Annotated in this window: 17 protein-coding genes; 1 reads left to right on the plus strand and 16 read right to left on the minus strand. The window is 74.2% G+C overall.

Annotation, left to right across the window (positions count from 1 at the left end):
* Positions 1-49: 49 nt before the first annotated feature.
* Entirely contained in the window at positions 50-919 is an 870-nt protein-coding gene (locus ACS5PV_RS00255) for a protein-L-isoaspartate O-methyltransferase family protein (RefSeq protein ID WP_455393384.1), read from the plus strand.
* A 74-nt stretch (positions 920-993) separates the two neighbouring features.
* On the opposite strand, the gene ACS5PV_RS00260 is transcribed toward ACS5PV_RS00255, so the two are convergent.
* The 16 genes from ACS5PV_RS00260 to ACS5PV_RS00335 form a co-directional block, all read right to left on the minus strand.
* On the minus strand, positions 994-1,263 hold the full coding sequence (locus ACS5PV_RS00260) for a Pam3-gp28 family putative phage holin (protein ID WP_455393385.1): 270 nt from the start codon (positions 1,261-1,263) through the stop codon (positions 994-996).
* A 37-nt stretch (positions 1,264-1,300) separates the two neighbouring features.
* Complete coding sequence (locus ACS5PV_RS00265; RefSeq protein ID WP_455393386.1) at positions 1,301-1,876, minus strand: glycoside hydrolase family 108 protein; 576 nt, start codon at positions 1,874-1,876, stop codon at positions 1,301-1,303.
* 287 nt (positions 1,877-2,163) lie between these two features.
* A complete protein-coding gene (locus ACS5PV_RS00270; protein ID WP_455393387.1) occupies positions 2,164-4,230 on the minus strand; it encodes a DUF2793 domain-containing protein in 2,067 nt (688 codons plus the stop codon).
* The gene (locus tag ACS5PV_RS00275; protein WP_455393388.1) at positions 4,223-8,164 is read right to left on the minus strand and encodes a baseplate multidomain protein megatron; all 3,942 of its coding nucleotides are present in this window, start codon (positions 8,162-8,164) and stop codon (positions 4,223-4,225) included. The genes ACS5PV_RS00270 and ACS5PV_RS00275 overlap by 8 nt, the downstream gene beginning before the upstream one ends.
* Positions 8,161-8,637 (minus strand): DUF6950 family protein, encoded by a 477-nt coding sequence (locus ACS5PV_RS00280; RefSeq protein WP_455393389.1) that lies wholly within the window; start codon positions 8,635-8,637, stop codon positions 8,161-8,163. The genes ACS5PV_RS00275 and ACS5PV_RS00280 overlap by 4 nt, the downstream gene beginning before the upstream one ends.
* Complete coding sequence (locus ACS5PV_RS00285; protein WP_455393390.1) at positions 8,615-9,502, minus strand: DUF2163 domain-containing protein; 888 nt, start codon at positions 9,500-9,502, stop codon at positions 8,615-8,617. The genes ACS5PV_RS00280 and ACS5PV_RS00285 overlap by 23 nt, the downstream gene beginning before the upstream one ends.
* Positions 9,499-10,134, minus strand: coding sequence for a phage distal tail protein, Rcc01695 family (locus ACS5PV_RS00290; RefSeq protein ID WP_455393391.1), 636 nt, complete (start codon positions 10,132-10,134; stop codon positions 9,499-9,501). The genes ACS5PV_RS00285 and ACS5PV_RS00290 overlap by 4 nt, the downstream gene beginning before the upstream one ends.
* 37 nt (positions 10,135-10,171) lie before the next feature.
* Positions 10,172-11,533 (minus strand): hypothetical protein, encoded by a 1,362-nt coding sequence (locus ACS5PV_RS00295; protein ID WP_455393392.1) that lies wholly within the window; start codon positions 11,531-11,533, stop codon positions 10,172-10,174.
* On the minus strand, positions 11,530-12,108 hold the full coding sequence (locus tag ACS5PV_RS00300) for a gene transfer agent family protein (protein ID WP_455393393.1): 579 nt from the start codon (positions 12,106-12,108) through the stop codon (positions 11,530-11,532). The genes ACS5PV_RS00295 and ACS5PV_RS00300 overlap by 4 nt, the downstream gene beginning before the upstream one ends.
* 28 nt (positions 12,109-12,136) lie before the next feature.
* Positions 12,137-12,583, minus strand: coding sequence for a phage tail tube protein (locus ACS5PV_RS00305; protein ID WP_455393394.1), 447 nt, complete (start codon positions 12,581-12,583; stop codon positions 12,137-12,139).
* 19 nt (positions 12,584-12,602) lie between these two features.
* Positions 12,603-13,022: a DUF3168 domain-containing protein gene (locus tag ACS5PV_RS00310; RefSeq protein WP_455393395.1), complete on the minus strand. Its 420-nt coding sequence runs from the start codon at positions 13,020-13,022 to the stop codon at positions 12,603-12,605.
* Entirely contained in the window at positions 13,022-13,306 is a 285-nt protein-coding gene (locus tag ACS5PV_RS00315; RefSeq protein WP_455393396.1) for a hypothetical protein, read from the minus strand. The genes ACS5PV_RS00310 and ACS5PV_RS00315 overlap by 1 nt, the downstream gene beginning before the upstream one ends.
* On the minus strand, positions 13,303-13,605 hold the full coding sequence (locus ACS5PV_RS00320; RefSeq protein ID WP_455393397.1) for a hypothetical protein: 303 nt from the start codon (positions 13,603-13,605) through the stop codon (positions 13,303-13,305). The genes ACS5PV_RS00315 and ACS5PV_RS00320 overlap by 4 nt, the downstream gene beginning before the upstream one ends.
* Complete coding sequence (locus ACS5PV_RS00325) at positions 13,605-13,979, minus strand: DUF4054 domain-containing protein (RefSeq protein WP_455393398.1); 375 nt, start codon at positions 13,977-13,979, stop codon at positions 13,605-13,607. The genes ACS5PV_RS00320 and ACS5PV_RS00325 overlap by 1 nt, the downstream gene beginning before the upstream one ends.
* 2 nt (positions 13,980-13,981) lie before the next feature.
* On the minus strand, positions 13,982-14,224 hold the full coding sequence (locus ACS5PV_RS00330) for a hypothetical protein (RefSeq protein WP_455393399.1): 243 nt from the start codon (positions 14,222-14,224) through the stop codon (positions 13,982-13,984).
* Positions 14,225-14,238: 14 nt separating this feature from the next.
* Positions 14,239-15,186 (minus strand): DUF2184 domain-containing protein, encoded by a 948-nt coding sequence (locus ACS5PV_RS00335; protein ID WP_455393400.1) that lies wholly within the window; start codon positions 15,184-15,186, stop codon positions 14,239-14,241.
* Between the last annotated feature and the right edge of the window lie 4 nt (positions 15,187-15,190).

Here is a 15,190-nt window from a genome sequence, read left to right on the forward strand (position 1 = left end):
CTCCTCTCCTGGCCGCGCATCGGCGGCCCGGGATCGGGAGCAAGCAACCATGACACGGGACGCGAGGACCGCCATCGCACGGCTCATCTACGCCCGCCACATCGCCCACGCGGCGGCGGCGGACGATGCAGGGCTGAGGAGCGCCCTGGAGGCGGCCCTGAAGACGATTCCCCGCGAGCGCTTCCTGCCGCCCGGTCCCTGGCATCTCGCCCGGCTGTCCGGCGGCTATGCGCGGACGCCCGACGACGATCCGGTCTACCTCTACCAGGACGTGCCGGTGGCGATCCGACCCGACCGGCACCTCAACAACGGGCAGCCCTCCTTCATCGCCGGCCTGATCGCCCGGGGGCGGCCGGAGCGCGGCATGAGGGTGGTCCATGTCGGCACGGGGACCGGGTACTACACCGCCCTGCTGGCCCGCCTCGCCGGCGAGCAGGGCGAGGTGCTCGGCATCGAGCACGACCCCGACCTCGCGACCTTCGCGGCCGATGCCCTGGACGGGCTGGCGCAGGTCCGCATCGTCGAGGGCGACGGTGCCGCCATGAGGCTGCCCCCGTCCGACCTCGTCCTCGTCAATGCCGGTGCGGCGCGCCCGGCTGAATCCTGGCTCGACGCGCTGGCGCCCGGCGGACGGTTGATCCTGCCCCTCACGGCCGGAATGCGGCTCGGCACGCCGATCACCCGGGGAGCCGTTTTCCTGATCGAGCGTCGCGAGGAGAGATCCTATGCGGCGCGCTGCCTCTCGCCGACCCTGATCTACCCTTGCGCCGGCGCCCGCGATCCGGAGGCCGAGCAGGCGCTGGCGCGCGCGCTGGCGACCGGCGGCCAGCAGGCCGTCCGGATGCTCCACCGTGCGGCCGACGTCCCGGACGACAGGTGCTGGCTGCGAGGTCCGGGCTGGTGCCTCGCCTACGGGTGAGGACGGGCGTGCGAGGCGTCGGAGCGCCGCCGGTCACGGTGTCCCGACGACGCTCCGGGGGGCCGGGCGCCGCGCTACGCCGGCGGCCGGACCTTGGGGCTGGGGACCGCGTCGGCGGTCGCCGGATCGGCCAGGATCGCCCTGACGCTCGGCACCGCCGCCGCGGAGGCGACGAGGCCGGCATTGCGCCGTGCGTAGAGCCCCCAGATGGTGACGAGGAGCGTGACGAGCGCCCCGGTCAAGGTCGTCGCGGTGTCGGCGTCGATCCAGCCGAGCCCGACGGCGATCCCGCCGCCGAACTGCAACAGGGTGCGCAGCAGCGTGGTGATCTGGTCCTGGTTCATGGCGTTCTCCTGCTGAGAGCTTCGTCGCCTGGGTGAGTCAGGCCGCGATGGTCCAGCCGCAGGCGGGACAGCGGGATGGCGCTGCGGGTCGATCCGGCGCTGCGTGGAGCGCGAGCGCGGCCGCCCGCACCTCCTCGACCCGCCGGCCCCAGCCGCGGCCGAAGCGCGGCCAGGTCGACAGCGCCCGCAGGAACGTCAGCCGCCCGTCGCACAGGGCGTTCACCAGCCCCGGCACGTCCCGGCCGGCGAGCGCCGCCAGCGTCACCGGCCCGAGCCGCCCGTCATCGGCGAGGCTCAAGCCCCGTTGCAGCCCGATCACCGCCCGCTTCGTCCCGCTGTTCACCGCGAAGTCGAACAGCGCGTAATCGAGCCCGGCCGGCAGCGCGTCGCCCTCGATCGCGTCCCAAAAGCGACGCCGGTAGATCGGCGCCACGCTCGCGACGGTGAGGGCCCGCACCTCCGCCTTTGTCGCCGGCCGGCCGAGCCACAGGCTCAAGGTGCCGATCGTCACCCCGAGGTTGGTCGCCCCGCCCGGGTCGGCCGGATCGTCCGACCACCCGCCCTCGTGTGTCAGGACGCGCGAAAGCGCCCGCTCGAACGTCGTCGCGCTCATCTTATTTGTTTCTCCGATGTTTCTATTCGCTTGCGATCGGCGCGCATTTGCCCCAATGATCGCTCATGGGCTGGTGGGGGAATGGCTACCCGGTCGCGCCGCAAGCGCTTCACAGGCACGGTTCAAGTCCGCGCCCAGCCCTCCAAACACTCGCCGCTGGATCTCAGCGACGGTCATTGCGATCTCCGGATCGTCGGGGTCGCGTGGCTCGGGCCGGGTGGCGCTAGGGTCGGGTCAGGATCACAGGGCCGCGTCGTAGCCGATACGTCATGCGCCCCGGCCGGCGATCAGGCGCCGGGCGCGGCGAGCGGCGGCAGGCGTGCCTCGAGCGCCGCGAGCCGCTGCTCCTGGCCCGCGGTGACGAACAGCGCGAGCTGGTCGGTCCGGAAGCTGTAGCGGTCCCCGGCCTCGCGCCCCGCCTGCGCCGGGGTCACCGTCCGAACCTCGCCGGTCGGCGCGCCGTCGGGGTCCAGAACCGTCTCCGTCACCGCATCCACCGCCGGCGTCGCGTCCCAGGCATCGTGGCAGATGAAGGCGTACCGGAACGGGTCGAGGCCGTGCGCCCGCCCCATCGCAATCGCGCCCTGCACGGTGAGCCCAACGTGGTGGCGCGCCGCCTCGGCTCCCTTCTCGGCGATCGAGGCCAGGAACTGGAACGTGCCGAGGCCCGCCGCGAGATCCTTCGCCCAGGCGAGTTCGGCCGCCGTCAGCACGGCAAGGCCGGTCTTCTCGCGCGCATCCGAGGTGTTGATCGTGCCCGACGCCGCGTAGACGACGCTCCAGCGGTTGCTCCCCAGGCCGCACGAATACGCGTTGTCGGCCGTCGGATAGCAGTTCGCCCCGATCAAGACGGTGCCGTTGAAGGTTCCGCCGCCCCAGGTCGGCGCGAGACTGGCGCTGACACCCTCGTGGAAAATCTTGTAGGCGTTGGATCCGGCAGACCAGCCGCCGACCTTCCATTGACTGTCGGCATCGAGGCCGAAGTAACTTGCAAATATCCCCGGCCGGTGAAACGTCATGTAGGCCGCATCACTGACAGCCTGGCCGCCTTTGACCTCAAGACGGGCCAGGCCGCCCGATGAGGTCCCCAAGCCGCCGGTCGTGCCCTCGATGACGGCCCTGCCGCCGCCCGTGAAGGTCACCCAGCCCGCGACCGTGCCGCCGCCCAAGCGGTTCAAGTAGTCGCCCGGATTGAGGTTGCCGCTGTCCCACGGGGTATTCCCGGCGAAAACCGGGCGCTGGCCGGTGGACAGGGTCGTGACGCTCAAGCCGGCGAACGTGACAGAGCTGCCCGTGCCGAGCCCCAGCGCCGTCGCGCCCGAGGCCGCCGTGCCGGTGAGGACGGAACGGCCGGAGGCGCTGGCGTCGGTGATGTCGGCCGAGCCCGGGCCGGTGACCGGCTTGCCGGAGGCGCGCGCGACATCGAGCACCCGCCAGTTGCCCGAGGCGTCCGACACCGCCAGCGCCGTATCGCCGGCGGCGGTGACGAGGTTGGCCCCGCCCGGCAGCACCAGGCTCGCGGCGTTGTGGGTCAGCGTCGCGGCGCCGGTGAAGCGCAGGAACCGCACCCGGTTCGGGCCGGTGCCGAACCCCGTCACCGTGCCGGTGCCGGTGAGCGCCACCCGCAGGCATCCGAGCGCGCCGAGGTCGACGGTCGCGGCGACCGGAACGGAGGCCTCCGCCGCCGCGAGGTCGAGCCCGCCGGTCGCGCGGTCGACCCGCAGGGCCTCGCGCCAGGTGCCGCCATCGGCCGAGACCTTGAGCCGGAGGTCGTCGTCGCCGGTGAGCCCGAGTTCCGCCCGGCCGGAGAACCCGGACTGGAACAGCAGCGACAGCACGTTGCCGGCGGCTTGCTTGTTGAGGGTGTAGCGCAGGTCCCCGGTCCCGCCCTCGGCCGTGGCGAGAGCGGTCCACAGCGCCTTGTTCAGCTTGGCGGCAAAGGGGTTGGTCGCGTCCGCGCTCGTGCCGATCCCGAGCCGGGTGAGGTTCTGGAACGCCGTGAGGGTGGAGCGGAACGAGGCCCAGGCCGCACCTGTATAGGTGTAGAGGTCTGCCTCGTCCGCCACGAAGGCGAGCCAGCCGGAGCGCGGCACGAAGCTGCGCCACGCCCCGTCCTGGTAGCGCACCACCCGGCCGGCCCAGCCCGTCCACGCCCCCGTGGGCGAGGCGCCGGCGATCAGGTAGCGGTCGCCCTCGGCCGGGCTCGCGGGCGGCGCGGTCAGATCCTTGTCGAGGACCGCGAGTTGCACCAGCGTATCGAGGGCGACCAGCGCCTCGTTGTGGGTGACATGCTTTTGCGCCTGCGCCGCTTGCAGCAGCGGCAGGGCGAGGTTTGCGGTGGTGGCGTCAGGCATACAGGGTCGCCCTCAAGGCCGCGCCGCGGCCGTAGGTTGCCGAGACTTGGTGGATAGCGACGGACAAGCTCGTGACCGGCCCGCCGAAATCGGCCGCCTGGTGGGCGGCCTTGTAGGTGACGGTGGGCGCCGTCACCTCGAACGTGCGGACCACGGTGGCGCCCGCAGAGGACCCGGAGAGCACGTCGAGGCTGTAGGCCTCGGCTTCCTCGGCGAGCGGCACCTCGACCTGTTCCCACGGGTCGCCGTCGATCCGGGTGCGCCGGATCCACGACAGCACCAGGTCGCCGGACTCCGCCCGCAGCAGCCGGCCTTGCGCCGGCGCGTAGGGCCGCAGGCCCACGCCCCGGCACGACAGGGTGGCGCCGGTGAAGCTCGGATCGTCCTGCGGTCGGCCGAGCGGGCCCCAGCGCCAGGCGAGCGGCAGGGTGCGCAGGGACAGCGGCATCCCGGATTGCATCAGCGCGTCCGTCAGCACCACGAACGGGGCGCCTGCCGGCGTCGGGCTCCCCAGCGCGAACTCCGTCCCGAGCTGGCCGCGCAGCAGCGTGCGGAGCTGGTAGCGGCCGGGCGCGAGCAACGTCGCCTGCGCCCATTGCAGCACCTCCCACTCGCCCGACGGCGTCAGCAGGGCCGCGACGTTGGCCCCGTTCAGCACGTCGATCTCGGGGGCGGAGGTCAGCTCCACCCCGCGCGGCACCTCGACGTAGAGGCTGTTCACCCGGTCCCACCGGGCGACCGGGCCCGGGTAGAGCTCCGCCGTCAGCCGCCCGATGATCGACCGGGCGCCCACCGTGGCATCGTCCACGAACGCCCCGCCGGCGGTCGAGCGCAGCACCGCCACCGGCGACCACGGCGCCGTGTAGGCGGCGAGGTAGGGCGCATGGGGCACCGCGTCCGAGCGCAGGAGCGGCAGGTCGAGGAACTGGAACAACGCCACGCCCGCCGTCGCCGGCGGCTCGGCCGGCCGCGGCGTCGCGGTGCCGTCCCGGTAGGCGAAGACGGACAGGTCGGTGCGGATGCCGCTCGCCGGCCGGCCCGCTTCCAGGCCGAGGCGGGTGAGCCGGTAGTCGGTGCTGCTCCCGGCGAGGGAGAGGGTGACGACGTCGCCGGCGTCCAAGGCCAGGCACGACGGCGGCAGGGTCGCCCCGACCTGCTCGCGCTCGACCACGCCCTGATAGAGCAAGGCCTGCGCGATGCCCCGCGCCGCCCCCTCGTCCAGGCAGAGCGGCACAGACACCCGCTGCACCGCGTTGGCCCGGCCGTTGGTGCGCCGCGCCTCGACCGAAGCCGACTGGTAGCCGCGCTGCGGATCGATGTAGGTCAGCGCCACCACCCCGGGCAGCGCCGTCTCCTCGCCCCGGGTGCGCCGGTAATCCCCGCCGGTGCCCTCCCGCGCCACCAGGTCGTCGGCGGTGAGGGCCGCCGCCGGCGCCCGGGCGAGCGGCGCGAAGACCAGCCGCCCGGCCGACTCCGCCGCGTCGAAGAAGAAGCACGTGCGCAGCGGTTCGAGCGAGGCCCGCGGCGTCTGGACTTCGGTGACGGCGTAGCCCTCCACCAGGCCGTAGAGCTGGCCGACATCGATCGGAACCCCGAGCCCCCCGCACAGCTCGGCCACCACGTCGGCGATCGGCGACAGGCCGAGCCGCCCGTTGATCCAGTGCCCGAGCCGGTAGTTGGGCCCGTCGCTCCACACGGCCGCCTGGCGCGGGAAGTCCGGATAGGGCCGTGCGTCCCACGTCCAGACGAACAGCCGCTCCGGATCGACCATCCGGCCGCCGTAGACGGTCGAGACCGGGTTGCCGGCCGTCCCCTGCCAGTAGGCGAGCGTCGCTTCGAGGTAGGCGCGCTGCGCCGCCGGATCGCGCCGGCCGTTCGAGTAGTACGGCAGGAACGACTCCGACGACTTCGGGTCCACGAAGACGTTCGGTTGGTTCATGCCCTTGTCGACGGCCGGGCAGCCCACTTCGATGAAGCGGACCGGCTTGCCCTGTGCAACCCATCCGGTCGCCTGCGCCTGGCGCACCCCGCCCGGCCGGTCGCGATGCGCGTTGGCCCACCAGCTCCGCAGGTCCTTGAGGCGAAAGACCCAGTGCTCGCCATACGCCGTGTCGGCGATCGGCGCCCGGGCCTGCGCGTCGCGATCGGCCGGCGTCGGATAGTACCAGTCGAACAGCTCGCCGGCCGCGACGTTGCCGGCGAGGTATCCGGGATCGTACGGCGAGGGCGCGCCGGACGTGAAGGTGCCCGCCCTGGCGTCGAGGTGGTCGAAGCCGTCGCGCCAGTCGGCGAGCGGCATGTAATTGTCGATCCCGACGAAGTCGACATTGGCGTTCGACCACAGCGGGTCGAGGTGGAAGTACACGTCGCCCGACCCATCGGCCGGGCGATGACTGGCGTATTCCGTCCAGTCGGCCGAGTAGCCGAGTTTCGTGGCGCTCCCGAGGATCGCCCGCGCATCCGCCGCGAGGCTCACGAGCTGCGCCACCGCCGGATACGTCGAGGCGCTGGAGCGCACGGTGGTGAGGCCGATCATCTCCGAGCCGATCAGGAAGGTATCCACCCCGCCGGCGGCCTCGGCCAGGCGCGCGCAGTGCAGGATGAAGCGGCGGAAGGAGAACTCCGCCTTTGCACAGGTCACCGTGCGGCCGTTCCACGCGAGATCCGCCGGCGCCACGGTGCCGAAGAACGCCGCGACCTGACTGCCTGCGGCCGAGGTCTTGTCGACCGTGCCGGGCCGGCCGGGGGCCGGATGGCAGGTCACGCGCCCGCGCCAGGGGAACGCCGCCTGCTCCGCCCCGCCATAGGGATCGGGCAGGCCGTTGCCGGGGGCGATGTCCATCATCACGAACGGGTAGAGCGTGACGGCGTAGCCCCGGCCCTTCAGCGCCTGGATGAGCTGCACCACCGACAGGTCGGACGGCGCGCCGCCGAGGAGCGGCGCCCCGGTCGCGTCCAGGCTGACGATCCCCGCCGAGGCCCGGTCGACCCCGCCGGCGATCCATTCCGGCGACGTGGTCTTGGTCGGCGTCTCGGCCTTCGGGACGATGCGGCAGGACCCGAGCCGCAGGTCCGTGCCGTGCCAGGCGACCACCAGCGAGACGTGCCGGCAGCGCGGCGCCTCGACGGCGAGCTGATCGAGCGCCTTCAGCGCGTCGACCCCGCCCGAGACCGTGTTCTGTCCGGCGATCCCGCCGAAGGTCGAGGCGTTGACCGGCGCGGTGGCGTAGGTGAACTCGCCCATGCTCGGGATCATCGTGACCGCGGTCACCAGGTCCTCGAGAGCCGGCCGGCCCGACGCGTTGGGCGCGCGCCGGATCACCTCGGCGGTGATGACCGGCACGCGGTTGCCGAAGCCCGCGAGCGGCAGATCCTCGAACACGATGTAGGCGAGGCCGCGATAGGCCGGGGCGCTGTCGGCGCCTTCGATCGCGGCAATCTTCGGGTCGGGCCCCTGCGCCTCGTCGCCGAGATAGACCCGGGCGCCATAGGCCGCGAGGTTGATCGGCTTGCCGTCCGCGTAGACCTGCCCCACGGCGACGATCGGGCCCTCGCACAGGGCAATCGCGACGCTGACGCTGTAGGCATACGTCACGTTGAATTGCTTCTGCGTAGCCCCGCCCTTGCCGCCGGATGACTTCACCTTCTCGACCTTCTGGACTTCCTTGATCTTGGTCGCCCAGATGATCTGCCCGCCGATCCGGACGCGGCCGAATGCGCGCGCGACGGCCGCGCCTTCGGTCGAGGCGGTGACGTGGAGGTCGGACAGGCGCGGGCCGATGTTGATCTGCGGCTTGGGCCGGGACCCGAACATGGCGCGGTCGAGGGCGCTGCCGCCGGCGGCGCCGAGCATCTGGCCGATGGCCCCGCCGATCGGGCCGCCGAGCGCGCTGCCGACCGCCTGGCCGGCATAGGACAGGACGAGCGTGCTCACGTCGAGATCTCCGGCGAGGGGGCTGGCGATGGGGCGGGAAACCGGAAGGCGTAGGCGATGCGCCGGGACCAGGCCGGCGGGATCCAGGTTTCCATGACGGCGTGGCCGTCATAGGCGTGGATCATGCGCGAGGGGCCGACCACGATCCCGCAATGCTTGGCCGGCAGGCCGTCGCGCCAGCGAAACAGCAGCACGTCGCCGGGCTCGGCCGCTTCGGGCGCGAGCGCAACCAGGTGGCGGGCGGCGGCGTCCCGCAACGTCTCCTGACCCAAGTCCTCGGCCCAGCTCGGGGTATAGGGCGGCGGCAGCTCCGGCTCAGCGCCGTACAGCTCGGCGTAGACGCCGCGCAGCAGGCCGAGGCAATCGGCGCCGGCGCCCCGGAGGCTGGCCTGGTGGTGGTAGGGCGTGCCGAGCCACGTGCGCGCCAGCGCGACGACGCGCGCGCGAGTGTCAGCCGAGGCGGCCTCCGTCATTGTCTGCCCCCTGAACAGCATAGGCCACGGCGTAGTCGTTGCCCGGAAGATCCGGGAAGCCGCGGAAGTTGACGACGTTGGCGAACTTGTCCCGGCAGCTCGCCAGGGACTTGTCGCAGCCGGCGGTGACCTGGAACGCGTCGCCGGGTGCGATCGGGGCCGGCATCGGCTCCCACAGGTCGAGGGCGGCGAGCGCCCCGGCGCGAGAGTGCGCCCGCACCTCGACCACCGCGCCGGCATTCGCCCCAGAGGTCCAGACCAGTCGGCCGGCCTCGAACCACCGGGAGGCGTACCCGGCGAGGCCGGAGGCGGTGAGCGTGCGGGCGCTCCCCACCGTCGCGACCGTGCCGGCGCCCCGGATCGCGGCGGCGGTGGCGTCGACCCGGCAGCGGGCATCCCCCAGCAGCGCGTCGCAGGTGCGCTGGTAGACCCGGCCGCGGGGTTGGTTGAGGCGATCGGCGAGGCCGCGCACCTCGGCGGTAAAGGCGGAGGGCCCGCGCGAGACTTCGCCCACGGTGCCGGAGAGGACGAGGACGCGATCGGCCGGGCTCGACCAGTCGACCCGCCAGACCGCGACCGTGGCACCGTCGAACAGGCCGCGCGCCAGCTCGGCCTCTGCCAGGCGCCCGGAGGTGAGGGCGCCAACGATCTCCAGGGAGTCGGCCGAGAGGCCGGTGCCCTGTTCGAGCGCCGTGCCGGTGGCGCCGCTCTCGGCCGAGCACGCGACGCCGTCGACCACGAGGTCGTTGTCGTGATCGGTGAAGCCGAGGCGCAGTCCGTCGGTGCGGTTGACGATCCAGCAGTGGCACAGGGTGGTGACCCCGCTCGCGAGGCTGGCAGTGAGGGTGGGCGGCAGGGGCTTCATCTGCGGATCTCGAGGATCGGGATGCCGGCGACCAGCCCGGCGCGCAGGGCCTGGTGGTCGATCTCGATGCGGTCGGTGGCAAAGCGCACCGGCACGTCGAAGGTGAAGCCCGCGGTCACGGCGGCCCCGGCCGCCGGGGCGCGGGCCAGGGTGAGGCGGCCGGTCGTGGCATCGAGGGCGAACCCTGCGGCCGGCAGCTCGACGCCCGCCACCGCGACCCGGACCGAGGCCGCGACCGGCTTGGTGATCGGGCGGGCGTAGGGCGCGAAGGCGGCGCCGTAGGTCTTCGCGAGCTGGAACACCCGCGCCGCGCCGTCGCCGGTGCCGAGGGGCTGGTCGGTCGGCGCGGGGGTCTGCCCGGGCGCGGCGGAGGAATGGTCGAAGGTGTCGCGCCAGCGAAAGCCGTAGAGCGGCCCGCGCCGCTCCTCGAAGAAGGCGACCAGCACGGCCACGTCCTCGGCCGAGCGCAGGGCCGGACCGGCATCGTAGTGGCGGCGGGAGTGGCGCCAGAGGCCGTTGCGCTCCTCGTCGCCGGAGCCGAGCGTGACGATCTCGGTGCGCCGCTCCGGCCCGCCGCGGGAGCCGTAGGACAGGGCGAGGGGGAAGCGCACCTCGTGGAAAGGGCTCGGCATGGTTCTTCGGGCTCCTGGTGCTCGATAGGCCCGGTTCTCACATGCCCCTGAGACCGCGCTGCACCGCCCGGGCCAGGGCGGCGCTGACCTGCGACTCCGCGCGGTGGAAGCTCGGGGCGTCCGCGGTGGCGATCGAGACCGAGACCTGGACGGTCGGGGCGGGGGCCGGGGTCGCGACGCCGTGCGTCGCCGGCAGGATGCGGCCGGGCTGGAGCGGCACGAAGGTCTCGCGGCCGCTCTCGCCCACCGTGTAGGCGACGCCCGGGGTGACGGGGCCCCCGGCGGCGCGGCCGGTCGGGTTCCGGGTCAGGCCGAGCGAACCGAGGGCGTCGCCGACGAGGTCGGAGCCGGGGCTGCCGCGGCCGAACAGGCCGTCGAAGGCCCGGTCGATGCCCCGGCTCGCCAGCGTGGTGGCGAGCCGCGCGACGATGGTCGTCAGGCGCTCGCCATGCAGGATCGCGCCCTTGAAGCTGTCGGCGAGCGCCGAGCCGAGTTCGCGCGAGGCGGATTGGGCGGCGCGCTGCGCGGCCTCGGCCCGCTCCACCTGCGCGGTCGCCGCGCCGTAGGCCTCCGCCACCCGGTCGACCTCCTCGCGCAAAGCCGGCGTCACCGCGAGGTCGGCCTTCTTCGCCGCCTCGAGCAGTCGGAACGCCGCCTCGGCCTTCGCGGCGGCGCCCTCCTCCCGACCGACCGCGTCGGCCTCGATCTTGAGAAGGCCGGTGCGCCGGGTCAGGCGGGCGACCTCGTCGCGGAAGCCGTCGTCCTCCCGCTCCGTGGCCTTCGCTGCCCTTGCGGGCCTTGCCGCCGCGCGGGCGGGCGCCGGCGCGGGCTCGGGCGCGCCCGGGGCGGCGGTCGCGGTGCCGGCGAGGCTGCCGCGGGGCGCGGCGTCGCTGATCGCGAAGGCGTCGGCGATGCGGGCGCGGATCGCCGCCCCCTCCGTGGAGGCCGCCTTTACCCGCCGGCCGAGATCCGCCACGAGATCGGCGGCGGCCGGGATCCTGTCGGCGATCCCCCCGACCGCGCCCGCCACCGCCTCGAACCCCGCCACCGCCTCGCGGGAGGCGGACCCCGCCTCGGCGAGGCGGGCGGTCAGGCCGCCGACCGCGTCGTCGACCCGCCGGAAGGCGACGCCGTCGCCAGCCGGGACGGCGGTCGCCTGCTCCATCGCCCGCTGGAGCCTCCCCAAGGCCTCCGGCGCGGCCATGCGGGCGAGCTCGTCGCGCACCTCGGCGCCGGCCCGCGCCATCGCGGCACCGAGGCGCGAAGCTCCGGCCTCGACCGCGCGCTCGGCCTGCCCCATCGCTCGCTCGGCGAGCGGTCCGGCCCGGGCGAGCTCGCGCTCGTAGGTGGCGACATCGGCCTCGAGCGAGACCACCAGGCGCTCGATCTCGGTCGTCATGCGGGCGCTCCGTCGTCGGGCAAGCCTTCCGGCGCGCCCTGGAGCCAGGCCCAGAGCGCGTCCTCCTCTTCCGGCGTCGGGGCGTCGGCGGCCTCCGGATCGCGGGCGCGGTTGAAGCCGTCGATGTAGGCGGCGAGCTGCCACAGGCTCATCGCCCGCAGGTCGGCGGCGGACAGGCCCATGGCCGCGGCGGCGCCGTAGAAGGCTGCGAAGGCGATCCGCCCCTCGGGGCCGGTAGCCCCGGCCGGGCGGCCGACCCGCTCGTCCTCCGCGCCCTCCAGCGCGGCGGCGAGCACCAGGGCGGCCTTGGCGATCAGCGGGATGCAGGGCAGCCCGTCGAGGCGGCGGGCGAGCGCGTGGGCCTGCGGCACCGGAGTGCCGCCGCCGATCAGGCCGAGGCGCAGGACGTCGCGCACGTCCCGGAACCGGTACGTCCGGCCGGCATGGAACCGGTGCAGCAGGGCGGCGGGGCCGGCGCCGGTGGCCTCCTGCAGCGCCTCCAGGTCGCCGATGGCGAGGCGGAAGCGGTGGGTGACGTCCTCGAGGGCGAGGTCGATGTGGCCGTCGCGGCTCATGAATGCCTCACGGAATTCCCGGGGTGCCTCACGCGGCGGCGGTGAAGGCCACCGCCCCGCTCGATTGCAGCGCCACCGAGACGGTGCAGCGCTCGCCGCGCACGGCGCCGACCTCGAAGCTCGTGAGGTGGAACGATCCCTCCCAGGCGCCGCCGCCCTCGGCCCCGGTGCCGCTCACCTCGACCCGGGCCTTGACCGGCGCGTCGGATTCGAAGGCGGCGCGCCAGCGGGCGATGCTCTGGCGCGCCATCACGCCCTTGCCGGAGACCGCGACCGACTTCGAGACCGCGAATCGGTCGACAAAGGGCGCGGCGTCCTCGTTGGCGCAGTCGGGCACGACCGCGCTGTTGGTCTCCTTGGTGAACTGCGCCGCGCGCTCGGTCAGGCCGCAGGGCGCCTCGAAGGTGCCGGCCTTCGACAGGCTCTCGAGCTTCACGGCAATCGCCGAGAACGGCAGGGTGGTGGGCTGGGCCATGGGGTGACTCCCTGGGAAATCAGATGGATTCGGCGGCGACGGCGCCGAAGCGGGCGACGCCGTGCCAGGAGCCGGGCCCGAGGGGCTCCGGCAGCACCAGGCTGCGCTCGTGGGACAGCCACAGCAGCTCGCCGCGGGCGAGCGTCAGGTCGGCCTCGTCGAGGGCGGCGGCGACCGCGGCGAGCAGGTCCTGCACCGGCCCGAGGCCCCGGGCCCCGCGCAGGAAGGCGTGGACGGTCAGTCGGCAGGCGCAGCCGCGCCAGCCCTGCGCCTCGTAGGAGCTGACCTCCGGCGGATCGACGCGCAGGAACGGCCATTCCTCGCGGGCGCTCACCGCCTCGCGCACCCGGTCGCCGACGAGCAGATGCAGGGAGGAATCGGCCAGCAGGCGGGCGCGCACCGCCCGCAGGAGCTGGGGCGAGAGGTCGAGGCCGGCCATCACCCCCTCCCCGCCAGGCGCGCGACTGCCGGCCCGATCACCGGCCGGGCCGGCCGGGTCGCGGTGCCGAACTCCCGTGCGATGAGGCCCGGCGCCTCGACCGTCACGGCGGCACCGATGGGTGTCTCCGCCGTCTCGGCGCGGCCGTCGGGCATCGCCTGCTGGATGTCGGCCGCGAGCGCGTGCGCGGCCTCCCGCGCCCGGGCCCGGGCGGCGTCGCTGCCGGCACGGGCGAGGCGCGCGAGCCGCGCCTGGAGCAGGCCGGTCTCGGCTCTCTGGGTCACAACGGTCGTCCCTGGATGATGGCGTGGCTGCCGGCGGGGTCGGTCTCCACCGCGACGATGCGGTGGCGGATCCCCGCCAGGGTGATCTCGTCGTCGGGGTTCGGGGGCGGGCCCGGCGTCAGCACGATCAGGCGCACCAGGCGGCCGGGGAGGCCCGGCTCGTCGGAGGCCTCCCGGGCGCCGTCGAACCGGGCCCGGGCGGGCTCGTCCGCGACGCCGCCCCGGTGCAGGGTCGCAGGCTCGAAGAGGGGGGCGAAGGCCCCCCCGAGATGGCGGCCGATTCCCTCGAGGAGGCCCATCACACCACCGCCACGCCGACGCTGTTGCGGCGCATCACCTCGTGGAAGCGCCGCCCGTAGGAGGTGAGCCCGAGCGTGCCCGGCAGGGCCTCGGCGGGCGGGTCGCGGCGCTCCAGGTGGAGCGCGCCGCTGCGCAGCGCCTTGAGGTCGAGGGCGCCCGCCCGGGCGAGCTCGGCTTCCGCGCCGCCCTGCCCGTCGAGGGTGAGGGTGTGGGCGGCATGCAGCATCCGCCCGAGCGCCGCGTCCGCCGCCGGCCAGGCCGCCCCGACCCGGGGGCCGGCTTCCGCCAGCGCCCCCGCGATGGCCCCGTCGGGGACGCCTGCGAAGTCCGGGAAGCGCGCCCGGAAGCCGTCCGGGGTGATCGCGTCGGCCATTCTCACGCCTCCCCGCCGGAGGGCGGCCGCTCGCGGCCGCGGCGGCGCTCGGGGCGCGGATCGGGGAGCCCTGGCTCCGGCTCGACCCGCACCTCGCCCGAGGCCTCCCAGGCGGACAGGCACGGGTCCGGCCGCTCGGGCAGCACCAGCACCGCGCTCTCGCCGGGCAGGAGGAGCCGGGGCGCCCGCGCTCCCTTGGGCCAGACCAGCCGGGGGCCGGCCGCGTGGTTCGTCACCCGCATCATGGCGTGGACCTCCCCTAGATGCCGTCGAGGTAGCGGCAGGCGGCCGGGCGGCGGATGTCGAGGCCGCCGAGCCGGAAGGCGCCCGGCACCTCGAAGCGCCACGGGCCGGTCTGCCAGGCCGGGAAGAACCGGAACGGCATCGGCAGCCACAGCTTCAGCACCGAGGGATCGCGGCGGTAGGCGACCAAGCGGGCGCTGCCGCCGGTGCCGGCGGTCTCGAGCGCCCGCACGCCGTAGACCGTCAGCTCCTGGCCGGTCTCCAGGGTGTAGACGTTGTGGCGCCGGATCCAGTCGAGCAGGGTGAGCGGGCTCATCCCGTCGAGGCGACGCAGGCCGATGCCGAGCATCTGCTCGTAGGGCAGCAGCAGGGTGTCGGCCATCTCGACGGTGTTCGAGCCGGTGAAGATGCCGATGAGCTGGCCGTTGACGTCGGCGAGGATCTGCTCCGGGCTCTTCTGCGCCCAGGCGGTGCTGCCGTTGGCGCCGGTCGCCGCGGCGCTGCCGACCGTGACGCCCGGATGATTGAGGAGGCCGGAGAAGCCCTTGGCCGGATCGCCCGTCAGCGCGACCTGGTCGATGAACTCCTCGGAGGCGAGCCGCGCCGCGTCGGCCTTGTCGGCGTCGAGGTTCATGCCCAGCAGCTGGGCCTTGCCGAGCTCCTCCAGGTCGTAGCCGTAGCCGATCCCCGCCATCGCGACGGCGGTCTCGTGCTGGCGGCGCGTCAGCTCGACCTTCGGCACGTCGGCGGCGGCGCCGTGGACCCAGGTCGCCTGCCCGACCCGGTCGACCGAGAAGTAGGTCACGGTCGGGACCCATTCGGGCGCCGCGGTGTCGACCGGCACGAGCCGCGGGTAGCGGATCGCCGGGTACTGGGCGCGGTAGACGGTCGGCTCGATGAAGGCCTGCTGGCTGACCAGGAAGGCGAGCGCCCGGGGGGCGTCGGTGAGGAGGGTGCGGGTCATCGGG

This window comes from Methylobacterium sp. Gmos1 (assembly GCF_053764715.1).